Raw genomic sequence first — 22,003 nt, forward strand, 5'->3', positions numbered from 1 at the left:
GCCACGACGCAGCCGCACCCGCCCACCCGACCCCGCCCAGCCGAGCTCTCCCGCGCCCCTCCCCACCCACCCCCCTGGGGGGCCTGGGGGCGGAGCCCCCAGGTTCAGGACGGGAAGGGTAGGGGCGGCGGGGGCGAGAAAACGCGGTTCGGTCAGCCGGACGTCAGTTCTTCCAGTTTGCGCACCGTGTTCCAGTTGCGGCTCGTGGCAACGACGTCCCCCACCACCCGTCGGGACGACAACGCCACCGCCAGCTTCGAGCGACCCAGCCCCTCCGGCGCGTACAGGTACAGCACCCTGTCCCCGAGCCGGTAGTCCTCCGGCAGGAACCCCTCCCGCCCCACGGACGCGAAGCGCGCCTCCTCCACCGGCGCGGAGAAGAACGTCACATGGAGCTGCTTCCCCTCCAGCCGCTCCGCGGGGAACGGGCACGCCTCCCGCACGGCCCGCAGATACGCGTGGTCACGGACGAGGACGTCCACGTCGAACCCGAACCGTTCGCCGATCGCCCCCGCCAGCTCCGCCGCCAGCGACTCCTCGTCCCCCCGCTCCGCCGTGAACACCGCCTGCCCGCTCTGCAAGTACGTCCGCACGCCCCCGTACCCCAACTCCCCCATGAGCGCCCGCAGCTCGGCCATCGGCAGCTTTCTGTTGCCACCCACATTGATCCCGCGCAGCAGCGCGGCGTACGTCATCGTCCGCCCAGTCATGCGCCCACCCTAGAGCCGCCGACCCTGACCCCCGCCCCCGACGAAACCCTTACGTGTAGGGGCCAGCCTCCTCCCTCGTGGGGAGGGCCATGCGGTCCGAACGGGGGAGAAAGCGCCCGCGGGGTTCACCGGTCAGTACGAAGAGACGCTCTTACGCGGCACATACCTTCGAAGCACCAGGTGACGGCAGGGGGCCGCCACCACGCACAAGGGGGCTGGCCCGTCATGGGAAACGGCAACACGCGGGTGCGGGGCGTCGCCGCCCGCGCCGGCGGCTGGAGCGCTCGGCACAGATGGGCCGCCGTCGGCATCTGGGTACTGTTCGTCGTCGTGGCGATGGGGCTCGGGTCGGTGGCGGGCCGGGCCGACGTCAAGGACAGCGACCAGTTGAGCGGTGAGACGCACACCGCCGCACGGATCCTCGAGGACGCCGGCATCGACGAACCGGCGAGCGAGACCGTGCTGGTGCAGGCGAAGGACGACGGCACCAGGGCCACGGACCCGGCCTTCCGCGCCGCCGTCACCGCCGTCGTCGAGGCGGTCGAGGGCACCGGCCGGGTGACGGACGTGACCTCGCCGTACGACACGAAGACGATCTCCAAGGACGGCCGCAGCGCGCTCGTCCAGTTCGACATGCGCGGCGACGCCGACACGGCGGGCGAGCGGGTCGAACCGGTCCTCGACGCGGTGAAGGACGTCCAGAAGGACCACTCGTCGCTGCGGGTCGAGGAGATCGGCGGCGCGAGCATGCAGAAGACGTTCGACGACGCCTTCGGCAGCGACTTCCAGCAGGCGGAGTTCTCCGCCGTCCCCGTCGCGCTCGGCATCCTGCTGATCGCGTTCGGCGCGCTGGTCGCGGCGCTGCTGCCGGTGGCGCTGTCGATCACGGCGATCATCGCGACGATGGGCCTGATGGGTGTCGTCAGCCATCTGGTGCCGATGAGCGACACCGCCAACTCGGTGATGCTGCTGGTGGGTCTGGCTGTCGGCGTCGACTACTGCCTGTTCTATCTGCGCCGGGAGCGCGAGGAGCGGATGGCGGGCCGGGACCCGGAGACCGCGCTGCGGATCGCCGCCGCGACCAGTGGCCGCGCGATCGTCGTCTCCGGCGTCACGGTGTGCGTGGCGATGGCGGGCATGCTGTTCACCGGGATCGCCGAGTTCAAGGCGATGGGGCTGGCCTCGCTGATGGTGGTGGCGGTCGCCATGGTCGGCTCCGTCACCGTGCTGCCCGCGCTGCTGTCGCTGCTGGGCGAGCGGGTGGAGAAGGGGCGCGTCCCCTACCTCAACCCCGACGCGAAGCGCCGCCGGGCCGAGCGCCGCGGCCGTCGTGCGCAGGAGGGTTCGCGGTTCTGGGGCGCGGTGCTGCGGGTGGTGCTGGCCAAGCCGGCCGTCTCGCTGGTGATCGCGGCCGGGACGCTGCTGGCGATCGCCGCGCCCGCGCTGGGCATGAAGACGCAGAACCTCACCCTGGACCAGGAGTTCGGCGACTCGCTGCCGATCGTGGCCACGTACAACCGCGTCAACGACGCCTTCCCGGGCGGTTCGGACCCGGCCGAGGTGGTCGTCAGTGCCAAGGACATCGGCGCCCCCGAAGTCCGGTCCGCGCTCGACGACTTCCGCGAGCGGGCGGTGAGTTCGGGCGCCTCGCGCGGCCCGGTCGAGGTCAAGGTCGACGACGCGCGGAACCTCGCGCTGGTGTACGTCCCGCTGGTCGGCGGCTCCGACCTGGACAAGGCGGGCGCCAGCCTGGAGACGCTGCGCGACGAGGTGCGCCCCGCCACGCTCGGCAAGGTCGACGGGGTCCAGGCGCCCATCACCGGTGAGGTGGCCGGGTCCAAGGACTTCAACGACCAGCTCGCCGGAGCCGTCGTCCCGGTCTTCGCGTTCGTGGTGGTCTTCGCCTTCGTGCTGATGCTGCTGTCGTTCCGCTCGCTGACGGTGGCGATCACCTCGATCCTGCTCAACCTGCTGTCGGTGGGCGCGGCCTACGGCATCCTCGTCGCCGTCTTCCAGCACGGCTGGGGCGCGTCGCTGGTGGGCGCGGAGGGTGTGGGCGCCATCATCACCTGGCTGCCGCTGTTCCTCTTCGTCATCCTGTTCGGGCTGAGCATGGACTACCACGTGTTCGTGGTCTCCCGGATCCGCGAGGCGCGGCTGCGCGGCCGGACGACGCGGGAGGCGATCACGCACGGTGTGGTCACCACGGCGGGCGTCGTCACCAGCGCCGCGGTCATCATGGTCGCCGTGTTCGCGATCTTCGGCACGCTGTCGATGCAGTCCATGAAGCAGATGGGCGTGGGGCTGGCGGCGGCGGTCCTGATCGACGCGACCGTCATCCGGGGCGTGCTGCTCCCGGCGGTGATGGCGCTGCTGGGCGAGCGCAACTGGTACTTCCCGAAGTGGCTGCGCCGGCTGCCCGACCTCACCCACGACGAGTCGGCCCCGGAGCCGGTGGCGCCGGCCCGGCCGGCGGCGGCCGAGGGCGAGACGGTGCGGATCTGAGACCGGACGGCGCCGGAAACGGGGGGGGGGGGGGGGGGGGGGGGGGGGGCCCCCCCCCCCCCCCCCCCCCCGCCTCGACGGCCTCCCGCAGCGCCAGCGCCGTACGGGCCGTGCGCCCGGCCGGGCCCGGGCGAAGTCGCGCGTCGACAGCAGCAGCTTGTAGACGATGGCGAGCTCGAAGACCAGCAGCAGGGCACCGGCGACGATCGTCGTCGGGATGACCGCGTTGATCAGCGGGCCGACGATGAAGACGCCCATCTGGAACTCGATGCCGCTCACCAGGTGCGTACGGATGCGGTGGCGCAGCAGGAAGGAACGGAACCGCAGATAGGCCGGGAAGCGGTGACGGAACTCCTGGTGCAGGTCGATGACCCGGGCGTTGCGCGGGGTGTCCGCGACGGCGCCCTCGGCGGGCTCCTCGGCGGTCCCGTCCGTGGCCCCGGTGCTCTCGGCCGCGGGCTCGCCGGGGGTACGGGGAGCGGGGATGTGCGTGCCGACGCCGTCGGTGCCGCCGGCGGCGGCCGGTACGGCAGTGCCGGTGACCGGCTTGCCGTCCTGCACCTCGGCCTCGGCCAGGAGCGCGGCGCCCTGCGCCTCGGTCAGCAGCCCGTCGTTCTCGGCGGTCAGGGCACGGGTGCCCTCCTCGGCGGCGCGGCGCAGGTCCTGCTCGATGTCCGCCGCGGGGTTGTCCCGCAGCAGGTCCTCCATGAAGGCGACCTGGGAGGCGTTCTCGGCCCGCCGGGCGGCGCGCAGCCGGGCCTTGATCTGCTTGCGCATGGTGTGCCGGGTCTTGAATATCTCGAGCGAGTTGAGGTACCTCAGCCCGTCGAGGAAGATCACCGCGGCGGCGAGCCAGATGTAGAGCGTGTCGTCGGTGCGGTGGTACTGACCGGCCATCAGGGCGACGGCGCAGGCCATGACGCGGACGCGGTCGAAGATGTAGTCGAGCCAGGCGCCGAAGACCGAGCCCTGGCCGGTGAGCCGGGCGACCTTGCCGTCCATGCAGTCCAGGATGAAACTGACGTGGTAGACGACGGCGCCGATGATCAGCCACTGCCAGTCACCCTGAAGGAAGCAGCCCGCCGCGACGAGTCCGAGCAGCAGTGCGCCCCAGGTGATCTGGTTCGGTGTGATCCGCGTCCGCTTCGCGACCAGCCGCACGAGGGGTGTGGCGACCGGGTCGACGAGGAGGACGGTCCACCACGCGTCCCGCTTCTTCTGGACGAGACGGCGCACCTCGGCGAGGTCGGGCACGTCCCGGTGTTTCGATGGCATGGGCCAACTCCCTGGCTTTCGATTGGAGTTCATCCCACGTTAAGAACGCTCTTACCAAGAGTGCAAGATTTGGTGAGTACAACCTTCCGCGGGGGGTAACCGTCCAACGCTTCTGACGGGTCGATACCCATGTCAGGTGGGCCCCGCGTTATCCGAGCGTTATGAAGTGACCCGACCGTGATGTGAAGTCCGCCGGTCTTTCACCGGGTGGATGGAACCTGCCCCCGCGAAATTCCCTCGACCCTGCCCGGCCACCGCGAAATGCGACACTTGCCGACGCGAGAATGATCACAGAAGACGAGTCGGAGGCGGTGGCGGGCGATGGACGAGGCGCGGGCGCGGGAGGTACTGGCCGAGTCGGGCGTGCTGTCCAGTACGGGTTCTGCTGGTTCGGCCGGTTCGGCCGGGGGGCCGGTCGCGGGTGGTCCGCCCCGGGGTTCGGCGGCGCGGGAGGCGCGGCTCCTCGCGCTCGGCGAGAACGCGGTGTTCGCCGCCGGTGACCTGGTGGTCAAGGTCGGCCGCGACGACCCGGACCTGCCCGCCCGCGCCCGCCGCGAGGTGGCCGTCGCCTCCTGGCTCGCCGACGCGGGGGTGCCCGCGGTACGGGCCGCCGTGCCGGAGGCGCTGCTGGTCGGGGGCCATCCGGTGACCGTGTGGCACCGGCTGCCGGACGCGGTCCGGCCGGCCGGACCGGCCGATCTGGCGGTACTGCTGCGGCAGGTGCACGCCCTGCCCGACCCCGGCCTCGCGCTGCCGCGCCGGGAGCTGCTGGGCGGCGTCGAGCGCTGGCTGCGGCTCGCGGGGGACGCGATCGATCCGGCGGACGCGGCGTATCTGCGCAAGCGCCGGGACGGGTTCGCGGCGGCCGCGGCCGCGCTCGTCCCGCGGCTGCCCCCGGGGCCGATCCACGGGGACGCGCTGCCGCGCAATGTCCACGTGGGGCCGGACGGGCCGGTGCTGGTGGATCTGGAGACGTTCTCCACGGACCTGCGCGAGCACGACCTGGTGGTGATGGCGCTGTCGCGCGACCGGTACGGGCTGGGGGACGAGGCGTACGACGCCTTCACCCGGGAGTACGGGTGGGACGTGCGGGAGTGGGAGGGGTGCGCGGTGTTGCGGGGGGCGCGGGAGACGGCGAGCTGTGCGTGGGTGGCGCAGCACGCGCCGGCGAACGGGGCGGCGCGCGAGGAGTTCGCCCGCCGGGTGCGCTCGCTGCGCGACGGCGACTCCGGGGTGCGGTGGTATCCGTTCTGAGGGCGCCGTCGTGACGGTCACCCCGGGTCACGCTCACGGATCGTCCGCGCTGCCTGGCGCAGAGCCGTCAGTACCGTACGCACCGCCGCCCGAGCCCCCCGCTCCGGGCGGTGCAGCGCGTCGACGTGGCGGCGGGCCCGTACGCCGCCGAGGGGGCGCAGGACCACGTCCGGGTGCGAACGCCCGGTCCAGCGGGGCATCAGCGCGATTCCTCCGCCCGCCGCCACCATCTCCGCCGCCACCGCGAACTCGTTGATCCGGTGCGCCAGCCGCACCCGCCGCCCGGCCGCCGCCGCGACCGCCTCGACCGTGGCCAGCACCGGGAACCCGTCGTGCACGGTGATCCACGGCTCGTCGGCCACGTCGTCCGGGTACAGCACGTCCCGCGCGGCCAGCGGATGCCCGGCGGGCAGCGCCACGTCGAGCGGCTCCCGCAGCAGCGTGGTCGCGGTGACCGTGCGCGGCCACGGCGGCGCGTGGTCCAGGCGGTGCGCGAGGACCAGGTCGTACGCCCGGGTGAGCCGCGGGAACTCCTCCTGCGGCACGTCCTCGTCGGCGAGCGCGAGCGCCGGCCCGCCCGGTGCGGCCAGGCCCCGCAGCAGCAGCGGGAAGAAGGCCGACGCGGCACTGTGGAACGCCGCCACCGACACCTCGCCGTCGGGCCGGCCGAGGAAGTCGTCGACCGTGTGCCGTGCCCTGGCCAGGGCCGACTCCACCCCGATCGCCGCCTCCGCCAGCGCCTGCCCGGCGTCGGTGAGCACCAGCCGCCGGCCCTCGCGCTCGGTCAGCGGCACCGGGATCGCCCGCTGGAGCAGGCGCAGCTGCTGGGAGATCGCCGACGGGGTCACCAGCAGCGCCTCGGCGACCGCCGTGACACTGCCCAGTTCGCCCAGCTCACGCAGGATGCGCAGCTGCCGTTCGTCCATGGTGGCCAGTGTAGGGACACTGTAGGAGCGCTAAAAGATCGTTGAAGAGAGTGGGCCTGGGCTTCAGGGTTCCGCTGGGGCACGGTGGACCGGTGACCGACGCCCGCCGTACCGATGCGGTACTCCTCCTGGTCGCGCTCGTGTGGGGTTCCAGTTATCTCTCCGCCCGTTCCGCCACCCTCCTTCTGCCCGTCCTCCTCGTCCTCTTCGTCCGGTACGCGCTCTCCGCGCTCGCCTGTCTCGCCCTGGTCTCCGCCGGCCGGGGCCCACGCCGCTGGAGCCGGGCGGAGCTGCGGGCCGGGGTGCCGCTGGGGGTGACCCAGGCGGCCGTCCTGCTCGTGGAGACGTACGGCGTCGCCCACACCAGCGCCGCCAACGCCGGGCTCCTCATCAGCCTGACCATCGTGCTCACCCCGCTCCTCGACCGGGTGGGCCGGCGCGGTGGCGGTCCGCCGCCCGCCTTCCTCGCCGCGTGCGGGCTGTGCGTGCTGGCCGTGGGGCTGCTGATGTCGGCGGGCGGGCTGCACGCGCTCCGCTCCGGCGATCTGCTGATCCTGGGGGCGGCCGTGATCCGTGCGGGCCATGTCGTCCTGGTCGGCCGGCTCACCGCGCGCCGGGCGGTCCGGCCGCTGCATCTGACGACCGTGCAGACGCTTGTCGGCTCCCTGCTGTTCCTGGTTCCCGCCGCCCGTGACCTGCCCGTCCTCGCGCACACCGGGCCCGGTGCCTGGGGCCAGCTGGTCTATCTCGCCCTGTTTTGCAGTGTGTTCGCGTTTCTGGCGCAGACGTGGGCGGTGCAGCGGACGTCCGCGGGGCGGGCGAGTCTGCTGCTGGGGACCGAGCCGGTGTGGGCGGCGGCGGTGGGGATCGCCCTCGGGGGTGACCGCCTCACGCCGCTGATGGCGGTGGGGGCGGTGCTGATGGTCGCCGGTACGTACTGGGGGCAGGCGGTGGAACGGGCCCACCGCGAGGCGCGCCCCGCGAGGAGCGCGGGGAACTGCGCGGCCGGCCACACGAAACCGGCAGCCGCCAACGAACCCTTCGTACCGAGCTAGAAGGCGCCCCACGCCGGGGTGGCTGCACGGAAGCTTCGCGAACTGGCGCCGGCCAGGTGCCTCCCCCAAGCTGTCGGCTTCGCTCGAGCAGGGGGACCCCCATCGCCCACCCGTGCCGCCCTTAGCGGCACGACTGCCCGCGGCTACGCGGCCACCGGTTCCCGGAGGGGCCAGCGGCCGTCGACCACCGCGTCGTCCGCACCCTTGCGACGCAGGAACGACTCGAAGTCCGCCGCCCAGTCCGCGTACCACTCGATCTGGCGGGCGTGGAGCTCCGCCGGGGTGAGGGACGCTATCTTCGGGTGGCGGTCGGCTATCGCCGTCGCCAGCCGGGCCGCGGCCACCGCGTCCGCCGTCGCGTCGTGCGCGGCGTCGAGGACGACGCCGTACTCCCCGCAGACCGCCTCCAGGTTCCGCTTGCCGCGCCGGTAGCGGTCGACCCGGCGGTCGATGGTGTAGGGGTCGACGACGGGCGCCGGATCCGCGCCGCCCAGCCGCTCGCGCAGCGACGGCAGCCCGTGGCGCCGCAACTCCGCGCTGAGCAGCGTGAGGTCGAAGGCCGCGTTGTAGGCGACGACCGGGACCCCCGCGCGCCAGTGGCCGGCCAGCACCTCGGCGATCGCGTCGGCCACCCCGTCCGGCGGGGCGCCCTCGGCCGTCGCGCGCTCGTTGGTGATGCCGTGCACCGCGATGGCGTCCTCGGGGATCTCCACGCCCGGGTCGGCCAGCCACTGCCGGTGTCCCAGCCGTTCCCCGTTCCTGACCTCGATCACCGCCCCGGTGACGATGCGTGCCTCGTGCGGATCCGTGCCCGTCGTCTCCAGATCGAAGCCGATCAGCAGCTCCCGGTGCCAGGCCATGGCGATCCCCCTTCGTGGTGGTGCGTTCCCCCAGTGCTCCTCACCTTCGCATGCCCCACTGACAATCCGAACACGGGATTCCGCTTACCGGTCCCGACGGAGCACCACAAGCCCGCCCTTCGCGGGCACTCAGGACACCGGGCGCGAATCTGCCCAGGACGTCTCGAACTCCTCCCGGTAGGTGGGGAAGAGTCCGCCGTCCAGCACGTCGTCCGCCTTCACCACCCGCCCGGCGCCGCGCAGCACCATCACCGGGGTCTCCATGCCGCGGGCGCCCCGCAGATAGGACTGCACCACCGCGATGCCGTCGGAGCCGTCGCCGTCGACCAGGTAGGCGGAGAAGCGGGGTGTGTCGTCGTAGACCTGGATCTGGAAGGCGTCGGGGTCGCGCAACCGGGAGCGCACGCGCCGCATGTGCAGGATGTTCATCTCCACCGAGCGCCCCAGTTCGCCCCGCTTCATCCCCAGTTCGCGTTCGCGGCGCTTGACCGCGCTGGAGGCGGGGTTGAGGAACAGCAGCCGTACCCGGGTGCCGGACTCGGCGAGCCGGACCAGCCGCCGGCCGGAGAAGTTCTGCACCAGGAGGTTGAGCCCGATGCCGACGGCGTCGAGCCGGCGGGCGGAGCCGAAGATGTCCTCGGCGGGGAACTGGCGCAGCAGCCGCACCCGGTCGGGGTGGACGGCGACCACGTCGGCGTACCGGTCGCCGACCAGGTCCTCGACGGCGTCGACGGGCAGCCGGCGGGCGGAGGGCACGTCGCTGCCCGCGCCGAGGATCTCCAGGAGCCGGGCGGAGGCGCGTTCGGCCTGGGCGAGCACGGCCTCGGACAGGGCCCGGTTGCGGGAGACGACGTTGCGCGTCACCTCCAGCTCGTCCAGGGCGAGTTCGACGTCGCGGCGCTCGTCCAGGTACGGCTCGAAGCAGGGCCAGTGCTGCACCATCAGCTCGCGCAGCTGGGGCAGGGTGAGGAAGCTGAGCACGTTGTCGTCGGCCGGGTCGAGGAGATAGCCCTTGCGACGGCTCACCTCCCGTACGGCGACGGCCCGTTGCACCCACTCCTGGCCGGCCGGCCCGGCCGCGGCGACGACCCAGTCGTCGCCGTGGACGGGTTCGTAGATCGGGCGCAGCACGGCGGCCACGACCGCGCGCAGCCGCTGCTCGACCAGGTTCAGCCAGATGTAGGCCCGGCCGGCCCGCTGGGCGCGGGTGCGCACCTCGTGCCAGGCGTCGGCGTTCCAGTCCAGCTCCGGGCCGATGGAGCCGCGCTCCATCGGCCTGGCCAGCGACACCGCGCCGGGTGGGACGTCCGCGGAGTTGCCGCCCCGATCCTCGTGACCCTCGTCACCAGGAGGCAGCTCCAGCCCTCCCGAGCCCACCCGTGCACCGCCTTCCGTTCCCCCATGGAAAACCCGTCCCAACGATCAAGGAAGGGTACTCCGGGACCGGTCGGCGGTGCAGCCGGATGGACAGGGTTCGTTTCTCAACTACCCGATCCGTAATCGCCGTTCTGATCGGCGAGTTCGGCCGGAGTGAGCGGGTTCATGGCCGTCACGTCGCGCGGGGCGAGGGAGAAGCCCTGCCAGTGCACGGGCATGGGCTGCTGGTCCTCGTCGCGGGCGATGTGGTGGAAGCCGACGTTGACCCAGACGATGGGGTGCTTGAGGGTCTCCCCGTTGACCCACTTGTCGACCGACTTCCCGGCCCCCGAGCCGCAGTTGCGCAGGTTGTCGCTGGCGAACTGCTCGCACTTCTTGTACTGGGTGAAGTAGATGTCGTGCTTGGTGTAGCTGCGGCCCGAGTACTTGGCGCTGGGCCCGGGGACGATCTCGTAGCTGCGCGCGTGCTGGTCCTTGTTCTTGCCGCTCTGGCTGACCACGCGCCACCAGCGCATGTTCGCCGCGTCGCCCGCGAGTTCCTTGGTGACCTTGGTGCGGGTGGTCTTGTTGGTGGGGCCCTCGTCGCCGCTCGCGGCCGCGGTGACCTTGGAGTCGTACTGCTCGACCTTGGCCTTGGAGGAGCCGTCGAGGGCGAAGTTGAGCCGCCAGAAGACGTTGTGGCTGTGGCTGGTGGCGTAGGCGCGGGCCCCCTTGCCGAGCGGCCAGCCGCGGTCGTCGGTGGCGTTGTAGTCGCCGGGTGCGAGGGTGCCGGTGGCACCGATGTTCATGTGGATGGTGCCGTCGTCCTGGAACCGCCACTCGGTGATGTACTCGTACCAGCCGGTCTGGTTGACGGTGTAGACGAGCAGGTCCTTGCCCTGCTCCTGGAACACCTTGTTCCCGGTGTCGGCCTGCATGCGGTAGGCGTGGCCGCGGGCGCGGGTGGTGGTGCACAGGCCCTTGACGTTCTCGTGCTCGGGGTCCCAGGCCTCGGGCACCTTGACGGTCTTGATGGTGCCGCCGGGGCACTCCCCGGGCGCCATCTCCATCAGGCCCTGGCCGAAGCCGGCGCCGGTGACGTCGCTGTACTCGGCCGAGCCGTCGTCGTAGGGCACGTGGATCTGGGCGAGCTTGGCGGTGGAGAGCACCTTGATGGGGGCGCTCTCGCCGGGGGGCTGGTAGGAGACGTCGGAGAGGACGAGCCCGGCCTCGGCCTCGTAGCTCCAGCACATCCGCCAGGTGGTCCCGGTGGAGAGCTTCTGTTCGATCCGGTAGGCGGCGCTGCAGTCCTCGGTCGCCGCGGGGGCGTTCCTGGGCTGGGCGGCGGGCTGTGCGGCGGCCGGTCCGGCGGCCGAGGTCCAGCCGGCCGCGAGCGCGGCCACCGACAGGCCGACCGCGGCACGCCTGCGGGCACCGCTGATTCTGTTCACACGCATGACGAGATGACTCCTTGCCTTCAGCAGGGAAGCTGGGGAAGAGATGCGGAGGACGGGTGCGGACCGGCCGCCCGGTCAGTGCGGACGGGCCGCCCCGGTCAGTGCAGCTTGGCGACCTTGCGGGTGCTGAGGTCGATGATCAGGGCGCGGCTGTCGATCCACGGGCCGTTCTTCACCTTCGGGAAGAGCCGCACGCAGCGGTGCTCGCCGCACTTGTCGAGCGCGGCCGGCCGGACGCCCGGCGTGGCGCGGTAGACCATGCTGTCCAGCCTGAGCTGGTCGGGCGAGGTCAGCTTCTTGCCGGTGGCGTCCTTGTAGTCGGCCTTGAGCCCGGCGCCGAGCGGGTCGGCGATGAGCAGCCGGGCCGCCTCCACCGTCTCGTCGTGGCTGAGCGGCGGCTGGACGCCGTGCTGGGTGTCGGTCGACTCGACCTTGCTGGTGTCGAGGTTGACCGTCCGGGTGACGAGCGTGTCGTTCTTGTAGTCGTAGTACGTGACGTCCGCGCGGCGCGGCGCGCTCGTGGAGTCCAGCTCGTCCTCGTCCGGCTCGGCGAGCTGCACGCTCAGCCGCTCCGGGCCGCGGTCGCCCTCGACGTTCTGGGTGCGGGCGAGCGACTGCGGGTTGCTCGCGATCCGCACCACCCTGTCGGTCTCGTCGTCGGTCAGCGGGTCGCTGCCGACACCCTTCTTCCCCACGACGGGCGCGTCCTCGACGACGCCGGGCGGTACGGCGGCCGCGTCTCCGGCCGCCCCCGCCCGGGCCGCCGAGCCGCTCGCCCCGGCCCCCTCGTTCCCGTTCCCGTTGCCGGACGCTCCCGCCGAGCCGGGCAGTGTGACGGCCAGCATCGCCGCCGTTCCCGCCACGGCGATGGCCGCGCCCGCCACCACCTTCCCCAGATGGCGGTGCACTTTCCTGCGCACATTTCCCCCTGCTCCCCCGGATCGCCCGGGAAGACAGTGTCGATTTCCCCACTGGTTCGGCGTACTCCATAGGCGGCGTACGCACTGGTCGCCGGGTAAGAGGCGCGTAAGTCATGGGTGGTTCCCCCCTTTTCGGGGAAACTCGACCTGTCGACGCCCCCAGGGTCTGTCGTCGCACTGCCGTCGTGCGCCCGGCGGACGGCGGTCCGACGACAGACCCTGAGGTTCGGAACTACGGGAAGAGCGTGTCCATGCAGGTCTGGCCCGGAGAGGCATATCCCCTGGGCGCCACGTACGACGGCGCCGGCACCAACTTCGCGGTCTTCTCGGAGGCCGCCCACCGGATCGAGCTGTGTCTGCTGCACGACGACGGCTCCGAGACGGCGGTGGAGATGCGCGAGACCGACGCGTTCGTGCGCCACGCCTATCTGCCGGGCGTCATGCCGGGGCAGCGGTACGGCTACCGCGTGCACGGCCCCTACGCCCCCGAGCGCGGCCTGCGCTGCAACTCGGCGAAGCTGCTGCTCGACCCGTACGCGCGTGCGATCAGCGGGGCGGTCGACTGGGGGGAGGAGGTGTACGGCTACCACTTCGACGAGCCCGGCCGGCGCAACGACCTCGACTCGGCCCCGCACACCATGACCTCGGTCGTGGTGAACCCCTACTTCGACTGGGGCGACGACCGCCCGCCCCGGCACGGCTACCACGGCACGGTGATCTACGAGGCCCACGTCAAGGGCCTGACGATGCGCCACCCGGAGCTGCCGGAGGAGCTGCGCGGCACCTACGCGGCGCTCGCCCACCCGGCGATCATCGAACACCTGACGGAACTCGGCGTCACGGCACTGGAGCTGATGCCCGTACACCAGTTCGTCAACGACCACCGTCTGGTCGACATGGGGCTCAACAACTACTGGGGCTACAACACCATCGGCTTCTTCGCCCCGCACAACGCCTACGCCTCCTGGGGCGACCGCGGCCAGCAGGTGCTCGAGTTCAAGTCGGCCGTCCGGGCGCTGCACGAGGCCGGCATCGAGGTCATCCTCGACGTCGTCTACAACCACACCGCCGAGGGCAACCACCTGGGGCCGACGCTCTCCTTCAAGGGCATCGACAACCCCTCGTACTACCGCCTCACCGACGACCCGCAGTACTACATGGACACCACCGGCACCGGGAACTCGCTCCTCATGCGGTCCCCGCACGTCCTGCAACTGATCATGGACTCGCTGCGCTACTGGGTCACCGACATGCACGTCGACGGCTTCCGCTTCGACCTCGCCGCGACCCTGGCCCGGCAGTTCCACGAGGTGGACCGGCTGTCGTCCTTCTTCGACCTGGTCCAGCAGGACCCGGTCGTCTCCCAGGTGAAGCTGATCGCCGAGCCCTGGGACGTCGGCGAGGGCGGCTACCAGGTGGGCAACTTCCCGCCGCTGTGGACGGAGTGGAACGGCAAGTACCGGGACACCGTGCGCGACCTGTGGCGGGGCGAGCCGCGGGCGCTCGCGGAGTTCGCCTCCCGACTCACCGGCTCCTCCGACCTCTACCAGGACGACGGCCGCCGCCCACTGGCCTCGATCAACTTCGTCACCTGCCACGACGGCTTCACCCTGCACGACCTGGTCGCCTACAACGACAAGCACAACGACGCCAACGGCGAGGACAACCGGGACGGCGAGAGCCACAACCGCTCCTGGAACTGCGGCGCCGAGGGCGACACCGACGACCCGGACATCCTGGCGCTGCGCGGCCGGCAGATGCGGAACTTCATCGCCACGCTGATGCTCTCCCAGGGCGTGCCCATGCTCAGCCACGGCGACGAGCTGGCCCGCACCCAGAACGGCAACAACAACGCGTACTGCCAGGACAACGAGCTGTCCTGGGTGGACTGGCCGGAACCCGGCGAGAACAACGACCTGCTGGAGTTCACCCGCGCCATGGTCTGGCTGCGCCGCGACCACCCGGTCCTGCGCCGCCGCCGCTTCTTCCACGGCCGTCCCGTGGAGGGCACCCACGACGAACTCTCGGACATCGCCTGGTTCACCCCCGAGGGCAACGAGATGACCCAGCAGGACTGGGATTCCGCCCAGGCCAGCGCCCTGACCGTGTTCCTCAACGGCGACGCCATCTCCGAACCGGGTCCCCGCGGCGAACGCATCCAGGACGACTCGTTCCTGCTGATGTTCAACGCGTACCACGAGCCCCTGGAGTTCGAGGTCCCGGTGGGCCAGGGCGGCGAATGGCAGGTGGTGGTCGACACGTCCCGCCCGGAGGGCGTCCCGTCCGGAGAAGGCCAGAAACTCAAAAAGGGCGACCACCTCACCCTCACGGACCGCAGCATGACGGTGCTGCACCGCGCTCCATAAGGGGCGCGGGGCTGTGTCAATGTGCGGCTCCGCCGCGAGCGCAATCTTTTAGGGGGCCCGGGGGCGCAGCCCCCCGGGGATGGGAAGGGTAGGGGCGGCGGGGGCGAAAAACGCCTGCGCGCGCCCCCGCCCCCGCACTCCCCACCCACCTGCCGCAGACACAAAACCCGCCAACGCGGGTACGTACGACCCCATGACACCTGAGCGCCCCGCCTCACCGCCGCCCACGGCCACCTACCGCCTGCAACTGCAGCCCGGTTTCCCGTTCGCCGCAGCCGAGGCAGCCGTCCCCTACCTCGCCCCGCTCGGCGTCTCCCACCTCCACCTCTCCCCCGTCCTGGAGGCCACGCCCGGCTCCCTCCACGGCTACGACGTCGTCGACCACTCCCGCGTCCGGGAGGAACTCGGCGGCGAGCCGGCCCTGCGCGCGCTGTCCGCGACGGCACGCGAGCACGGCCTCGGCCTGATCGTGGACATCGTCCCCAACCACATGGCGATGTCCCCGCGCCACAACCGCCCGCTGTGGGAGGTCCTGCGCGAGGGCCCGAAGTCGCCGTACGCACGCTGGTTCGACATCGACTGGGAGGCGCAGGGCGGACAGCTCCTGCTCCCCGTCCTCGGCCACCCGCTCGGCGCCGAGATCGACCACCTCACCGTCGACGGCGACGTCCTGCGCTACTACGACCACGTCTTCCCGCTCCGCGAGGGCACCGCCGGGCTGCCGCTGCCGCGGCTGATCGACGCCCAGTGGTACCGCCCCGCCTGGTGGCGGCTGGCCCGCACGGAGCTGAACTACCGGCGGTTCTTCAGCATCTCGGACCTCATCGGCGTCCGCGTGGAGGACCCGGAGGTCTTCCGGGCCACGCACGGGACGATCCTGCGGCTGCTCGACGAGGGCGTGCTCGACGGTCTGCGCGTGGACCACCCGGACGGCCTCGCCGACCCCGACGCGTATCTGCGGCAGCTGGACGAGGCGACCGGCGGCCGGTGGACCGTCGTGGAGAAGATCCTCGCCGACCGGGAGGTGCTGTCACCCGCCTGGCCGGTGGACGGCACCACCGGCTACGACGCCCTGCGCCGCATCGACGGCGTCCTCACCGACCCTGAGGGCGCCCGGGAACTGCTCGCCCACTACCGCGCCTTCGCCGCCCCGGAGCCGGACGCCGGGGGCGACTGGGCGGCCACCGCGCGCCGGGCGGCGTACGAGACCGTCGACCACGAGCTGGCCACCGAGGTGGACCGGCTCACCCGGGTGGCCGCGCACGTCTGCGCCGGCGCGGCGGACCCCGCGCTGCGCGACCACGCCCCCTGGGCGCTGCGCACCGCGCTGCGCGAGCTGCTGGTCCGCATGGAGGTCTACCGGCCCTACGACTCCACCGACGCCGAGGCGGTCCTCACCGAGGAGGCCGCCGCCGAGGCCCGTACCGCCTTCCGGGTGGCGGAGGAGGCGCACGCGGTGAGCGTCGTGCGGGACCTGGCGCTGGGGCGGGCCGGGGACGGGCCCGGGCACGAGGAGTTCCGCACCCGGTTCGCGCAGACCGCCTCCGCGCTGCGCGCCAAGTCGGTGGAGGACACGGCGTTCTACCGGTACGTGCCGCTGCTGTCGGCCAACGAGGTCGGCGGCGACCCGGGCGCGCCCGGCCTCTCCCCCGGCGACTTCCACGCGTACTGCACCCGCTTGCAGAGCGACTGGCCGCTGACCGGGACCGTGCTGTCCACCCACGACACCAAGCGCAGCGCCGACGTCCGGGCGGCGATCGCCGTGCTCACCGAGTGCCCGGAGCGCTGGGCCGGGGTGCTGGCCGAGGCGGCCGCGGCCGGCCCCGGGGCGCCCGACGGCGCCCTGGCCTGGGCCGCGTGGCAGACCCTGCTGGGGCTCGGCGTCCCGGACGCGGACCGGCTGGGTCAGGCGCTGCTCAAGCATGTGCGGGAGGCGAAGCTGCGTACCTCCTGGACCGAGCAGGACGCCGGGTACGAGGAGAAGGTCGCCGCCTTCGTGGCCGAGGGCCCGTGCGGGGCCGCCGGGCGGTACGTGACGGAGTTCCGTGCCGAACTCGCCCCGCACATCCGGGCCAACGTCCTGGGCGCCGCCCTGACCCAGCTGACGATGCCGGGCGTGCCGGACGTCTACCAGGGCGCCGAGGGCGAGTACCGGGCGCTGGTCGACCCGGACAACCGGGCGCCGTTCGCGCCGCAGGAGGGTGCCTCGGCGAAGGAGGCCGTCACCACGGCCGCGCTGCGGCTGCGCGCCCGGCGTCCGGAGCTGTTCGGCGCGTCGGCGACATACGCCCCGCTGTGGGCGGAGGGGCCGGGCGCGGCGCACTGCCTGGCGTTCACGCGCTCCGGGCGGGTCCTCACCGCGGTCACCCGGCTGTCGCTGCGGCTCGCGGAGGCGGGCGGCTGGCGGGAGACGGTGCTGCCGCTGCCGCCGGGCCGCTGGAGCGACGTGTTCGCCCCGGAGCGGCGGTTCGAGGGCCGGGTCCGCGTGGCGGAGCTGTTCTCGCCGCTGCCGGTGGCGCTGCTGGAGCGGACCGGGGGCGAGTGAACGGGGCGCGGCCCGCGGTCGGTGGCGGGTGGGGCCCGCCCTTCGGTCAGTTCAGTCCCGGCACGGGGCCCTGCGGCAGGCCCGGGACCGGGCGGTCGGGCAGTGGGGGGAGCTCGTCGGTGAACGCGAAGACCGCGCCCGTGCGGGCGTCGAGCACGCACCGGTTGGGGAACGTGCGTTCGTACTCCACCCGGTGGCCGTCCCACTCCCCCCGGGCCGCCGCCGTCACCGGGGCGTAGACCATCGGGCAGTACGTGTCCCGCCGCGGGATGCGGCCGAGGTCGCCGCCGGCCGCCGCGAGTTCGGCGCAGGCGCGGCCGGCGTGCGCGTGGCCCTGGGGCGGGTCGCACAGCAGGAGGGTGCCGCTGGTGTCGTGGGAGCGGGCGTCGCCGCGGGTCAGGGTCAGATAGAGATGGTCGCCGTGGTCGTGCCGCGCGGTGCCGGCGTGGGCGGGGGCCGCGGTCAGCAGGGTGACGGCGGCGAGCAGGGCGGCGTGGAGCGCGGTGGTCGTTCTCGTCATTCCCTGTGCATCGGCACGGCGGCGCCCGCGCCCCACTCCGGCTCACCCGTTCGGGGCCGGGCGTCCGCGGGCGGCGGCACCGGGGCCGGCCGCCGGTCCTCCGCCGCCGCACGCCCGGCCGCCGGTGGCCGCTCCGCGGGCCGCCGCGCGGCCAGCCGGCAGGCGGCGAGGACCACGCGCGACTGGTACTCCACCTGGCGGGCGACCGGGATCCAGCGCGCCCCGTAGTGGTCGCGGTACTCCGCGCACCAGCCGTCGATGAGCGCGTCCAGGCGCGGCAGCAGCCCGGCCGCGGCGGGTCCGGCGGCCGTCGCGAGGCGGTGCAGCAGTCCGGCGGTGCGCAGGGCGACCCGGCGGCCCGAGATGCCGAGCGCGGTCAGATGGGCGGTGTCGCACACCGGCAGCGGCCGGGCCGCGGGGTCGTGCACATCGGGGTCCCAGGAGTCGGCCAGGCCGGGGCTGACCAGTAAATAGTCGTCCACCGGGGCGAGCAGCCGGTCGGCGTCGGGGACGCCGGCCAGGTGGGGGCGGAGCCGGGCCAGGATGCCGTCGAGGAGCCGGGTGTCGTGGCGCAGGGTGTGGGCGACGGTGCGCAGAAACGTTTCAGGGTCGGCGGCGGGAGAGGCGTCCGCCACCGCGGGCACCCCCCACATGGGCGCCTCGACGACGGCGGTGGCCGTGCCGTAGCGGTGCGGGTGGTACCAGGTGGACTCGACGGCGGCCTCGGTGATGGCGGCGGCGAGATCGCCGCGGCGCGGGGGCGGGATGCGGTAGACGGCGGGGCCGAGGCTGGGCCAGTACAGGGTGTCGTACGGGCCCAGTTCGCGCGGGACGCCGAGGCGGGCGGCGGCGTGCGCGACGCGCCGGGCGAGGCCGGGCAGGTCGCGGGTGAGCTCGACGAAGCCGCCGCCGACGTCGACGCCGTGCAGCGAGCAGTGGAAGAAGGGGCGCAGCTCGTCCTGGAGGGCGAGAAGGGTGCGGGTCTCGGGGAGGGCGGCGCGGTCGGCGCCGTCGGGGAGCCATTCGGGCTGTTCCGTGAAGCCGGGGCGGAAGAAATTCCGGAAGTAGTGGCCGAGGGTGTACGGGCCGGAGAGCCAGGCCTCGTTGCGGCGGGCGCCGTCGGGGTCGAGGCAGAGCAGGAAGTTCCAGGTGACGTCGGCGTCGTCGCCGGCCGGTGGGGGGCCGGTGAGGAGGCGTTCGGCGAGGCGGAGGGCGGTGGCGCCGCCGACGGGTTCGTTGGCGTGCGGGCCGGCGACGACGAGGGCGTGGCGGGGGCCGTGGCCGACGGAGAGGAGCCAGAGGGGGGTGCCGGCGCGGGAGGTGCCGGCGTGGCGGAGGCGGGCGGCGCGGGGGTGGTGGGCGGCGAGGGCGGCGGCGTGGGTGGCGAGGGCGTCGACGGTGGGGTAGCGGCGGAGCGTGGGCAGGGCGCACCTCCGCGGGGTGACTCCGTCGGTTTTACGTGTTGTGCAGCGGGCCTCTACATTCAGTCACGATCCGTACCCACGTCAACGGGGCCGCACCCCAGGTTTTTCGCCCCCGCCGCCCCTGCCCTTCCCGTCCCCGGGGGCTGCGCCCCCGGATCCCCCTGAAAGATTGCGCAGTCCCCCGCGCCTCTAATAGGGGCGCGGGGAACTGCGCGACAAGCCACGACGCGCCCGCAGCCGCCGAACCGCAGAAGCCCCCGAGCTCTCCCGCAAAGCGTCTCAGGACGTTTCCGACGCCAGTCGGAACATCACCGTGCCGAAGGTGACCAGGTCACCGTCGCGCACGACCGCCGCTCCGATCACCCGGCGGCCGTTCACGGACGTCCCGTTCGTGGAGCCGAGGTCGCGCAGGACCCACAGGCCGCCCTGGCGGCTGAGTTCCGCGTGGACGCGGGAGACCGACTCGTGGCTCAGGCGCAGTCCGCTCGCCGGGTCGCGGCCTATGCGGAGCGGGTACGTCCGCTCCGGCCGCGGCAGCGGCAGCTTCGGCAGGCGCTCGGACAGCCAGGCCCGGCGCAGCTTCACCGTGAAGCCGGACAGCGCCTCGACGCCGCCGTAGACGAGCCGCGACAGCGGCTTGCGGGGCGGCAGGTCCGCGGTGAGCGCGGCCAGTTCGTCGGGGACGCGCGCGGTGAGCGCGAGTTCCATGCGCCGGATGAAGGTGTCGTGCGAGATGCGGCCGAGGGCGACGCCGTCACGGAGCACCTTCAGCGCCCGGTCACGGTCGGCGTCCGACAGCCGCGCGGGGTACGTGGGGAACTCGAAGGACGACGTCACGAGGGTGATTGTCGGACAGCGGCGCCGGGGTGTCCAGCGAGCCCCCGGAATGCCCTCGTCCACTCGCCCGTGTGTCCGTCGGGGCCGTCCGGCGTGTCAAAAGGGTGGGTTCCGGAGCGGATTGATCGTCCGTGACGCACCATGGACGGACCGCGCCACAGACGGCGAAGCGGGACGAACGACAGACGAGAACGGCAAGCGGGAACGACTGACGAGGGGGAACCGTCCGTGCAGTTCGAGGTGTGGGCACCACAGGCCGAGGACCGGGTGACGCTCCACTGCGACGGCGCCGCGCACGCGATGGCGCCCGATCCGGAACGCGCCGGCTGGTGGCGCGCCGAGGCACCGGCGGATGACGGCACACGGTACGGGTTCGCCCTGGACGGCGGCCCGGTGCTGCCCGATCCCCGCAGCCGCCGGCAGCCCGACGGCCCGGACGGGCTCAGCGCGGTGGTCGACCAGGACCGGTACGACTGGCGCGCCCCCTGGCCGGGGCGCGGGCTGCCGGGCGCGGTCCTGTACGAGCTGCACGTGGGCACGTACACCCCCGAGGGCACCCTGGACGCGGCCGCGGCCCGGCTGGAACACCTCGTCGGACTCGGCGTCACGCACGTGGAGTTGATGCCACTGTGCCCCTTCCCCGGCCGGCACGGCTGGGGGTACGAGGGCGTCTCCCTGTGGGCCGTGCACGAGCCGTACGGCGGCCCCGAGGCGCTCAAGCGGTTCGTCGACCGGGCGCACGAGCTGGGCCTGGGCGTCGTCCTGGACGTGGTGCACAACCACCTCGGCCCGTCCGGCAACTACCTGCCCGCGTTCGGCCCGTACTTCACCGACACCCACCACACGCCCTGGGGCGTCGCCGTCAACCTGGACGCGCCCGGCTCCGACGAGGTGCGCGCCTATCTGCTGGGCAGCGCGCTGGCCTGGCTGCGCGACTACCGGCTCGACGGGCTGCGCCTGGACGCCGTGCACGCGCTGCACGACACGCGCGCGTGCCACTTCCTGGAGGAGCTGTCCACCGCCGTCGACGCGCTCGCCGTCGACCTGGACCGGCCGCTGTTCCTGATCGCCGAGTCCGATCTCGCCGACCCCCGGCTGATCACCCCGCGCGCCGAGGGCGGCCTCGGGCTGCACGCGCAGTGGAACGACGACTTCCACCACGCCCTGCACACCACCCTGACCGGCGAGGCGCAGGGCTACTACGGGGACTTCGCGCGCGCCCCGCTCGCCGCGCTCGCCAAGACCCTCTCCCACGGCTTCTTCCACGACGGCACGTACTCGACGTTCCGGGGCCGCTCCCACGGCCGCCCGCTGGACCGTACGCGCCTGCCCGCGCACCGGCTGCTGGGCTACACCCAGACCCACGACCAGGTCGGCAACCGCGCCCAGGGCGACCGGCTCGCCGCCTCCCTCTCCCCCGGGCTGCTGGCCTGCGCGGCGGCGCTGATGCTGACCGCGCCGTTCACGCCGATGCTGTTCATGGGCGAGGAGTGGGCGGCCGGCACGCCCTGGCAGTTCTTCACCGACCACACCGATCCGGAGCTCGCGGCGGCCGTGCGCAACGGCAGGCGGCGGGAGTTCGCGGCACACGGCTGGGCCGAGGAGGACGTGCCCGACCCGCAGGACCCCGCCACCCGGGACCGCTCCTGCCTCGACTGGTCGGAGCCGGACAGCGGCGTGCACGCGCGCGTGCTGGCCTGGTACCGGGAGCTGATCGCGCTGCGGCACGCGCAGCCGGACCTGACCGACCCCGATCTGTCCGACGTGAAGGTCACCTTCGACGAGGCGGCCCGCTGGCTCGCCTTCCGCCGCGGCGACGTCCGTGTGGCGGTCAACCTGGGCGCGGAGCCGGTGCGCGTCCCGCTGGGCGTGCGCGGGGCGCGTGTCCTGGCCGCGTGGGAGCCGGTGGCGGCGCCGGACTCGGACGGGGCCGTGACGCTGCCGGGCGAGTCGGCCGCCGTCCTGCTGCGGGAGTGAGAGTTTCGGGGGCCCC

The 22,003-nt window shown here is 73.1% G+C and carries 15 protein-coding genes and 1 pseudogene; 6 read left to right on the forward strand and 10 right to left on the reverse strand.

Annotation, left to right across the window (positions count from 1 at the left end; all coding sequences use genetic code 11):
* Nucleotides 1-152: 152 nt before the first annotated feature.
* The gene (locus IO29_RS27905; protein WP_234307655.1) at nucleotides 153-710 is read right to left on the reverse strand and encodes a DUF1697 domain-containing protein; all 558 of its coding nucleotides are present in this window, start codon (nucleotides 708-710) and stop codon (nucleotides 153-155) included.
* Between the two features lie 225 nt (nucleotides 711-935).
* Here IO29_RS27905 and IO29_RS27910 point away from each other — a divergent pair, with 225 nt between their 5' ends.
* Nucleotides 936-3,215 carry an MMPL family transporter gene (locus tag IO29_RS27910; RefSeq protein ID WP_030382439.1) on the forward strand — a complete coding sequence of 760 codons (2,280 nt, stop codon included), beginning with the start codon at nucleotides 936-938 and terminating at the stop codon, nucleotides 3,213-3,215.
* A gap of 126 nt (nucleotides 3,216-3,341) precedes the next feature.
* On the opposite strand, the pseudogene IO29_RS38095 reads toward IO29_RS27910, so the two are convergent.
* Nucleotides 3,342-4,490 (reverse strand): annotated as a pseudogene (locus IO29_RS38095) (CDP-alcohol phosphatidyltransferase family protein); the annotation flags it as partial.
* A 321-nt stretch (nucleotides 4,491-4,811) separates the two neighbouring features.
* Between IO29_RS38095 and IO29_RS27925 the strand changes: the two are divergent.
* Nucleotides 4,812-5,744: a phosphotransferase enzyme family protein gene (locus IO29_RS27925; protein WP_030382441.1), complete on the forward strand. Its 933-nt coding sequence runs from the start codon at nucleotides 4,812-4,814 to the stop codon at nucleotides 5,742-5,744.
* A gap of 17 nt (nucleotides 5,745-5,761) precedes the next feature.
* On the opposite strand, the gene IO29_RS27930 is transcribed toward IO29_RS27925, so the two are convergent.
* A complete protein-coding gene (locus IO29_RS27930) occupies nucleotides 5,762-6,670 on the reverse strand; it encodes a LysR family transcriptional regulator (RefSeq protein ID WP_030382442.1) in 909 nt (302 codons plus the stop codon).
* Nucleotides 6,671-6,762: 92 nt separating this feature from the next.
* On the opposite strand from IO29_RS27930, the gene IO29_RS27935 reads away from it, so the two are divergent.
* Nucleotides 6,763-7,725, forward strand: coding sequence for a DMT family transporter (locus IO29_RS27935; protein WP_030382443.1), 963 nt, complete (start codon nucleotides 6,763-6,765; stop codon nucleotides 7,723-7,725).
* Nucleotides 7,726-7,868: 143 nt separating this feature from the next.
* On the opposite strand, the gene IO29_RS27940 is transcribed toward IO29_RS27935, so the two are convergent.
* The 4 genes from IO29_RS27940 to IO29_RS27955 all read right to left on the reverse strand — a co-directional run bounded on the left by IO29_RS27940 (nucleotide 7,869) and on the right by IO29_RS27955 (nucleotide 12,318).
* Nucleotides 7,869-8,585: a 3'-5' exonuclease gene (locus IO29_RS27940; RefSeq protein WP_030382444.1), complete on the reverse strand. Its 717-nt coding sequence runs from the start codon at nucleotides 8,583-8,585 to the stop codon at nucleotides 7,869-7,871.
* Nucleotides 8,586-8,714: 129 nt separating this feature from the next.
* Entirely contained in the window at nucleotides 8,715-9,962 is a 1,248-nt protein-coding gene (locus IO29_RS27945) for an SAV2148 family HEPN domain-containing protein (RefSeq protein ID WP_030382445.1), read from the reverse strand.
* A gap of 104 nt (nucleotides 9,963-10,066) precedes the next feature.
* On the reverse strand, nucleotides 10,067-11,398 hold the full coding sequence (locus IO29_RS27950; protein ID WP_030382446.1) for a copper amine oxidase: 1,332 nt from the start codon (nucleotides 11,396-11,398) through the stop codon (nucleotides 10,067-10,069).
* A 98-nt stretch (nucleotides 11,399-11,496) separates the two neighbouring features.
* Nucleotides 11,497-12,318: a hypothetical protein gene (locus tag IO29_RS27955; protein WP_030382447.1), complete on the reverse strand. Its 822-nt coding sequence runs from the start codon at nucleotides 12,316-12,318 to the stop codon at nucleotides 11,497-11,499.
* Nucleotides 12,319-12,569: 251 nt separating this feature from the next.
* On the opposite strand from IO29_RS27955, the gene glgX reads away from it, so the two are divergent.
* Complete coding sequence (gene glgX, locus IO29_RS27960) at nucleotides 12,570-14,684, forward strand: glycogen debranching protein GlgX (RefSeq protein ID WP_030382448.1); 2,115 nt, start codon at nucleotides 12,570-12,572, stop codon at nucleotides 14,682-14,684.
* A 193-nt stretch (nucleotides 14,685-14,877) separates the two neighbouring features.
* The gene (gene treY / locus IO29_RS27965; RefSeq protein WP_030382449.1) at nucleotides 14,878-17,229 is read left to right on the forward strand and encodes a malto-oligosyltrehalose synthase; all 2,352 of its coding nucleotides are present in this window, start codon (nucleotides 14,878-14,880) and stop codon (nucleotides 17,227-17,229) included.
* Between the two features lie 46 nt (nucleotides 17,230-17,275).
* On the opposite strand, the gene IO29_RS27970 is transcribed toward treY, so the two are convergent.
* The 3 genes from IO29_RS27970 to IO29_RS27980 all read right to left on the reverse strand — a co-directional run bounded on the left by IO29_RS27970 (nucleotide 17,276) and on the right by IO29_RS27980 (nucleotide 20,010).
* Entirely contained in the window at nucleotides 17,276-17,749 is a 474-nt protein-coding gene (locus IO29_RS27970) for an SSI family serine proteinase inhibitor (RefSeq protein ID WP_030382450.1), read from the reverse strand.
* Nucleotides 17,746-19,173 carry a M14 family zinc carboxypeptidase gene (locus tag IO29_RS27975; RefSeq protein WP_033226506.1) on the reverse strand — a complete coding sequence of 476 codons (1,428 nt, stop codon included), beginning with the start codon at nucleotides 19,171-19,173 and terminating at the stop codon, nucleotides 17,746-17,748. The genes IO29_RS27970 and IO29_RS27975 overlap by 4 nt, the downstream gene beginning before the upstream one ends.
* A gap of 279 nt (nucleotides 19,174-19,452) precedes the next feature.
* The gene (locus IO29_RS27980) at nucleotides 19,453-20,010 is read right to left on the reverse strand and encodes a DUF1707 and FHA domain-containing protein (RefSeq protein WP_030382453.1); all 558 of its coding nucleotides are present in this window, start codon (nucleotides 20,008-20,010) and stop codon (nucleotides 19,453-19,455) included.
* Nucleotides 20,011-20,238: 228 nt separating this feature from the next.
* On the opposite strand from IO29_RS27980, the gene treZ reads away from it, so the two are divergent.
* The gene (gene treZ / locus IO29_RS27985; RefSeq protein WP_030382454.1) at nucleotides 20,239-21,987 is read left to right on the forward strand and encodes a malto-oligosyltrehalose trehalohydrolase; all 1,749 of its coding nucleotides are present in this window, start codon (nucleotides 20,239-20,241) and stop codon (nucleotides 21,985-21,987) included.
* Nucleotides 21,988-22,003: the final 16 nt, after the last annotated feature.

The sequence above is a fragment of the Streptomyces sp. NRRL F-6676 genome (assembly GCF_000725625.1).
GTDB lineage: Bacteria > Actinomycetota > Actinomycetes > Streptomycetales > Streptomycetaceae > Streptomyces.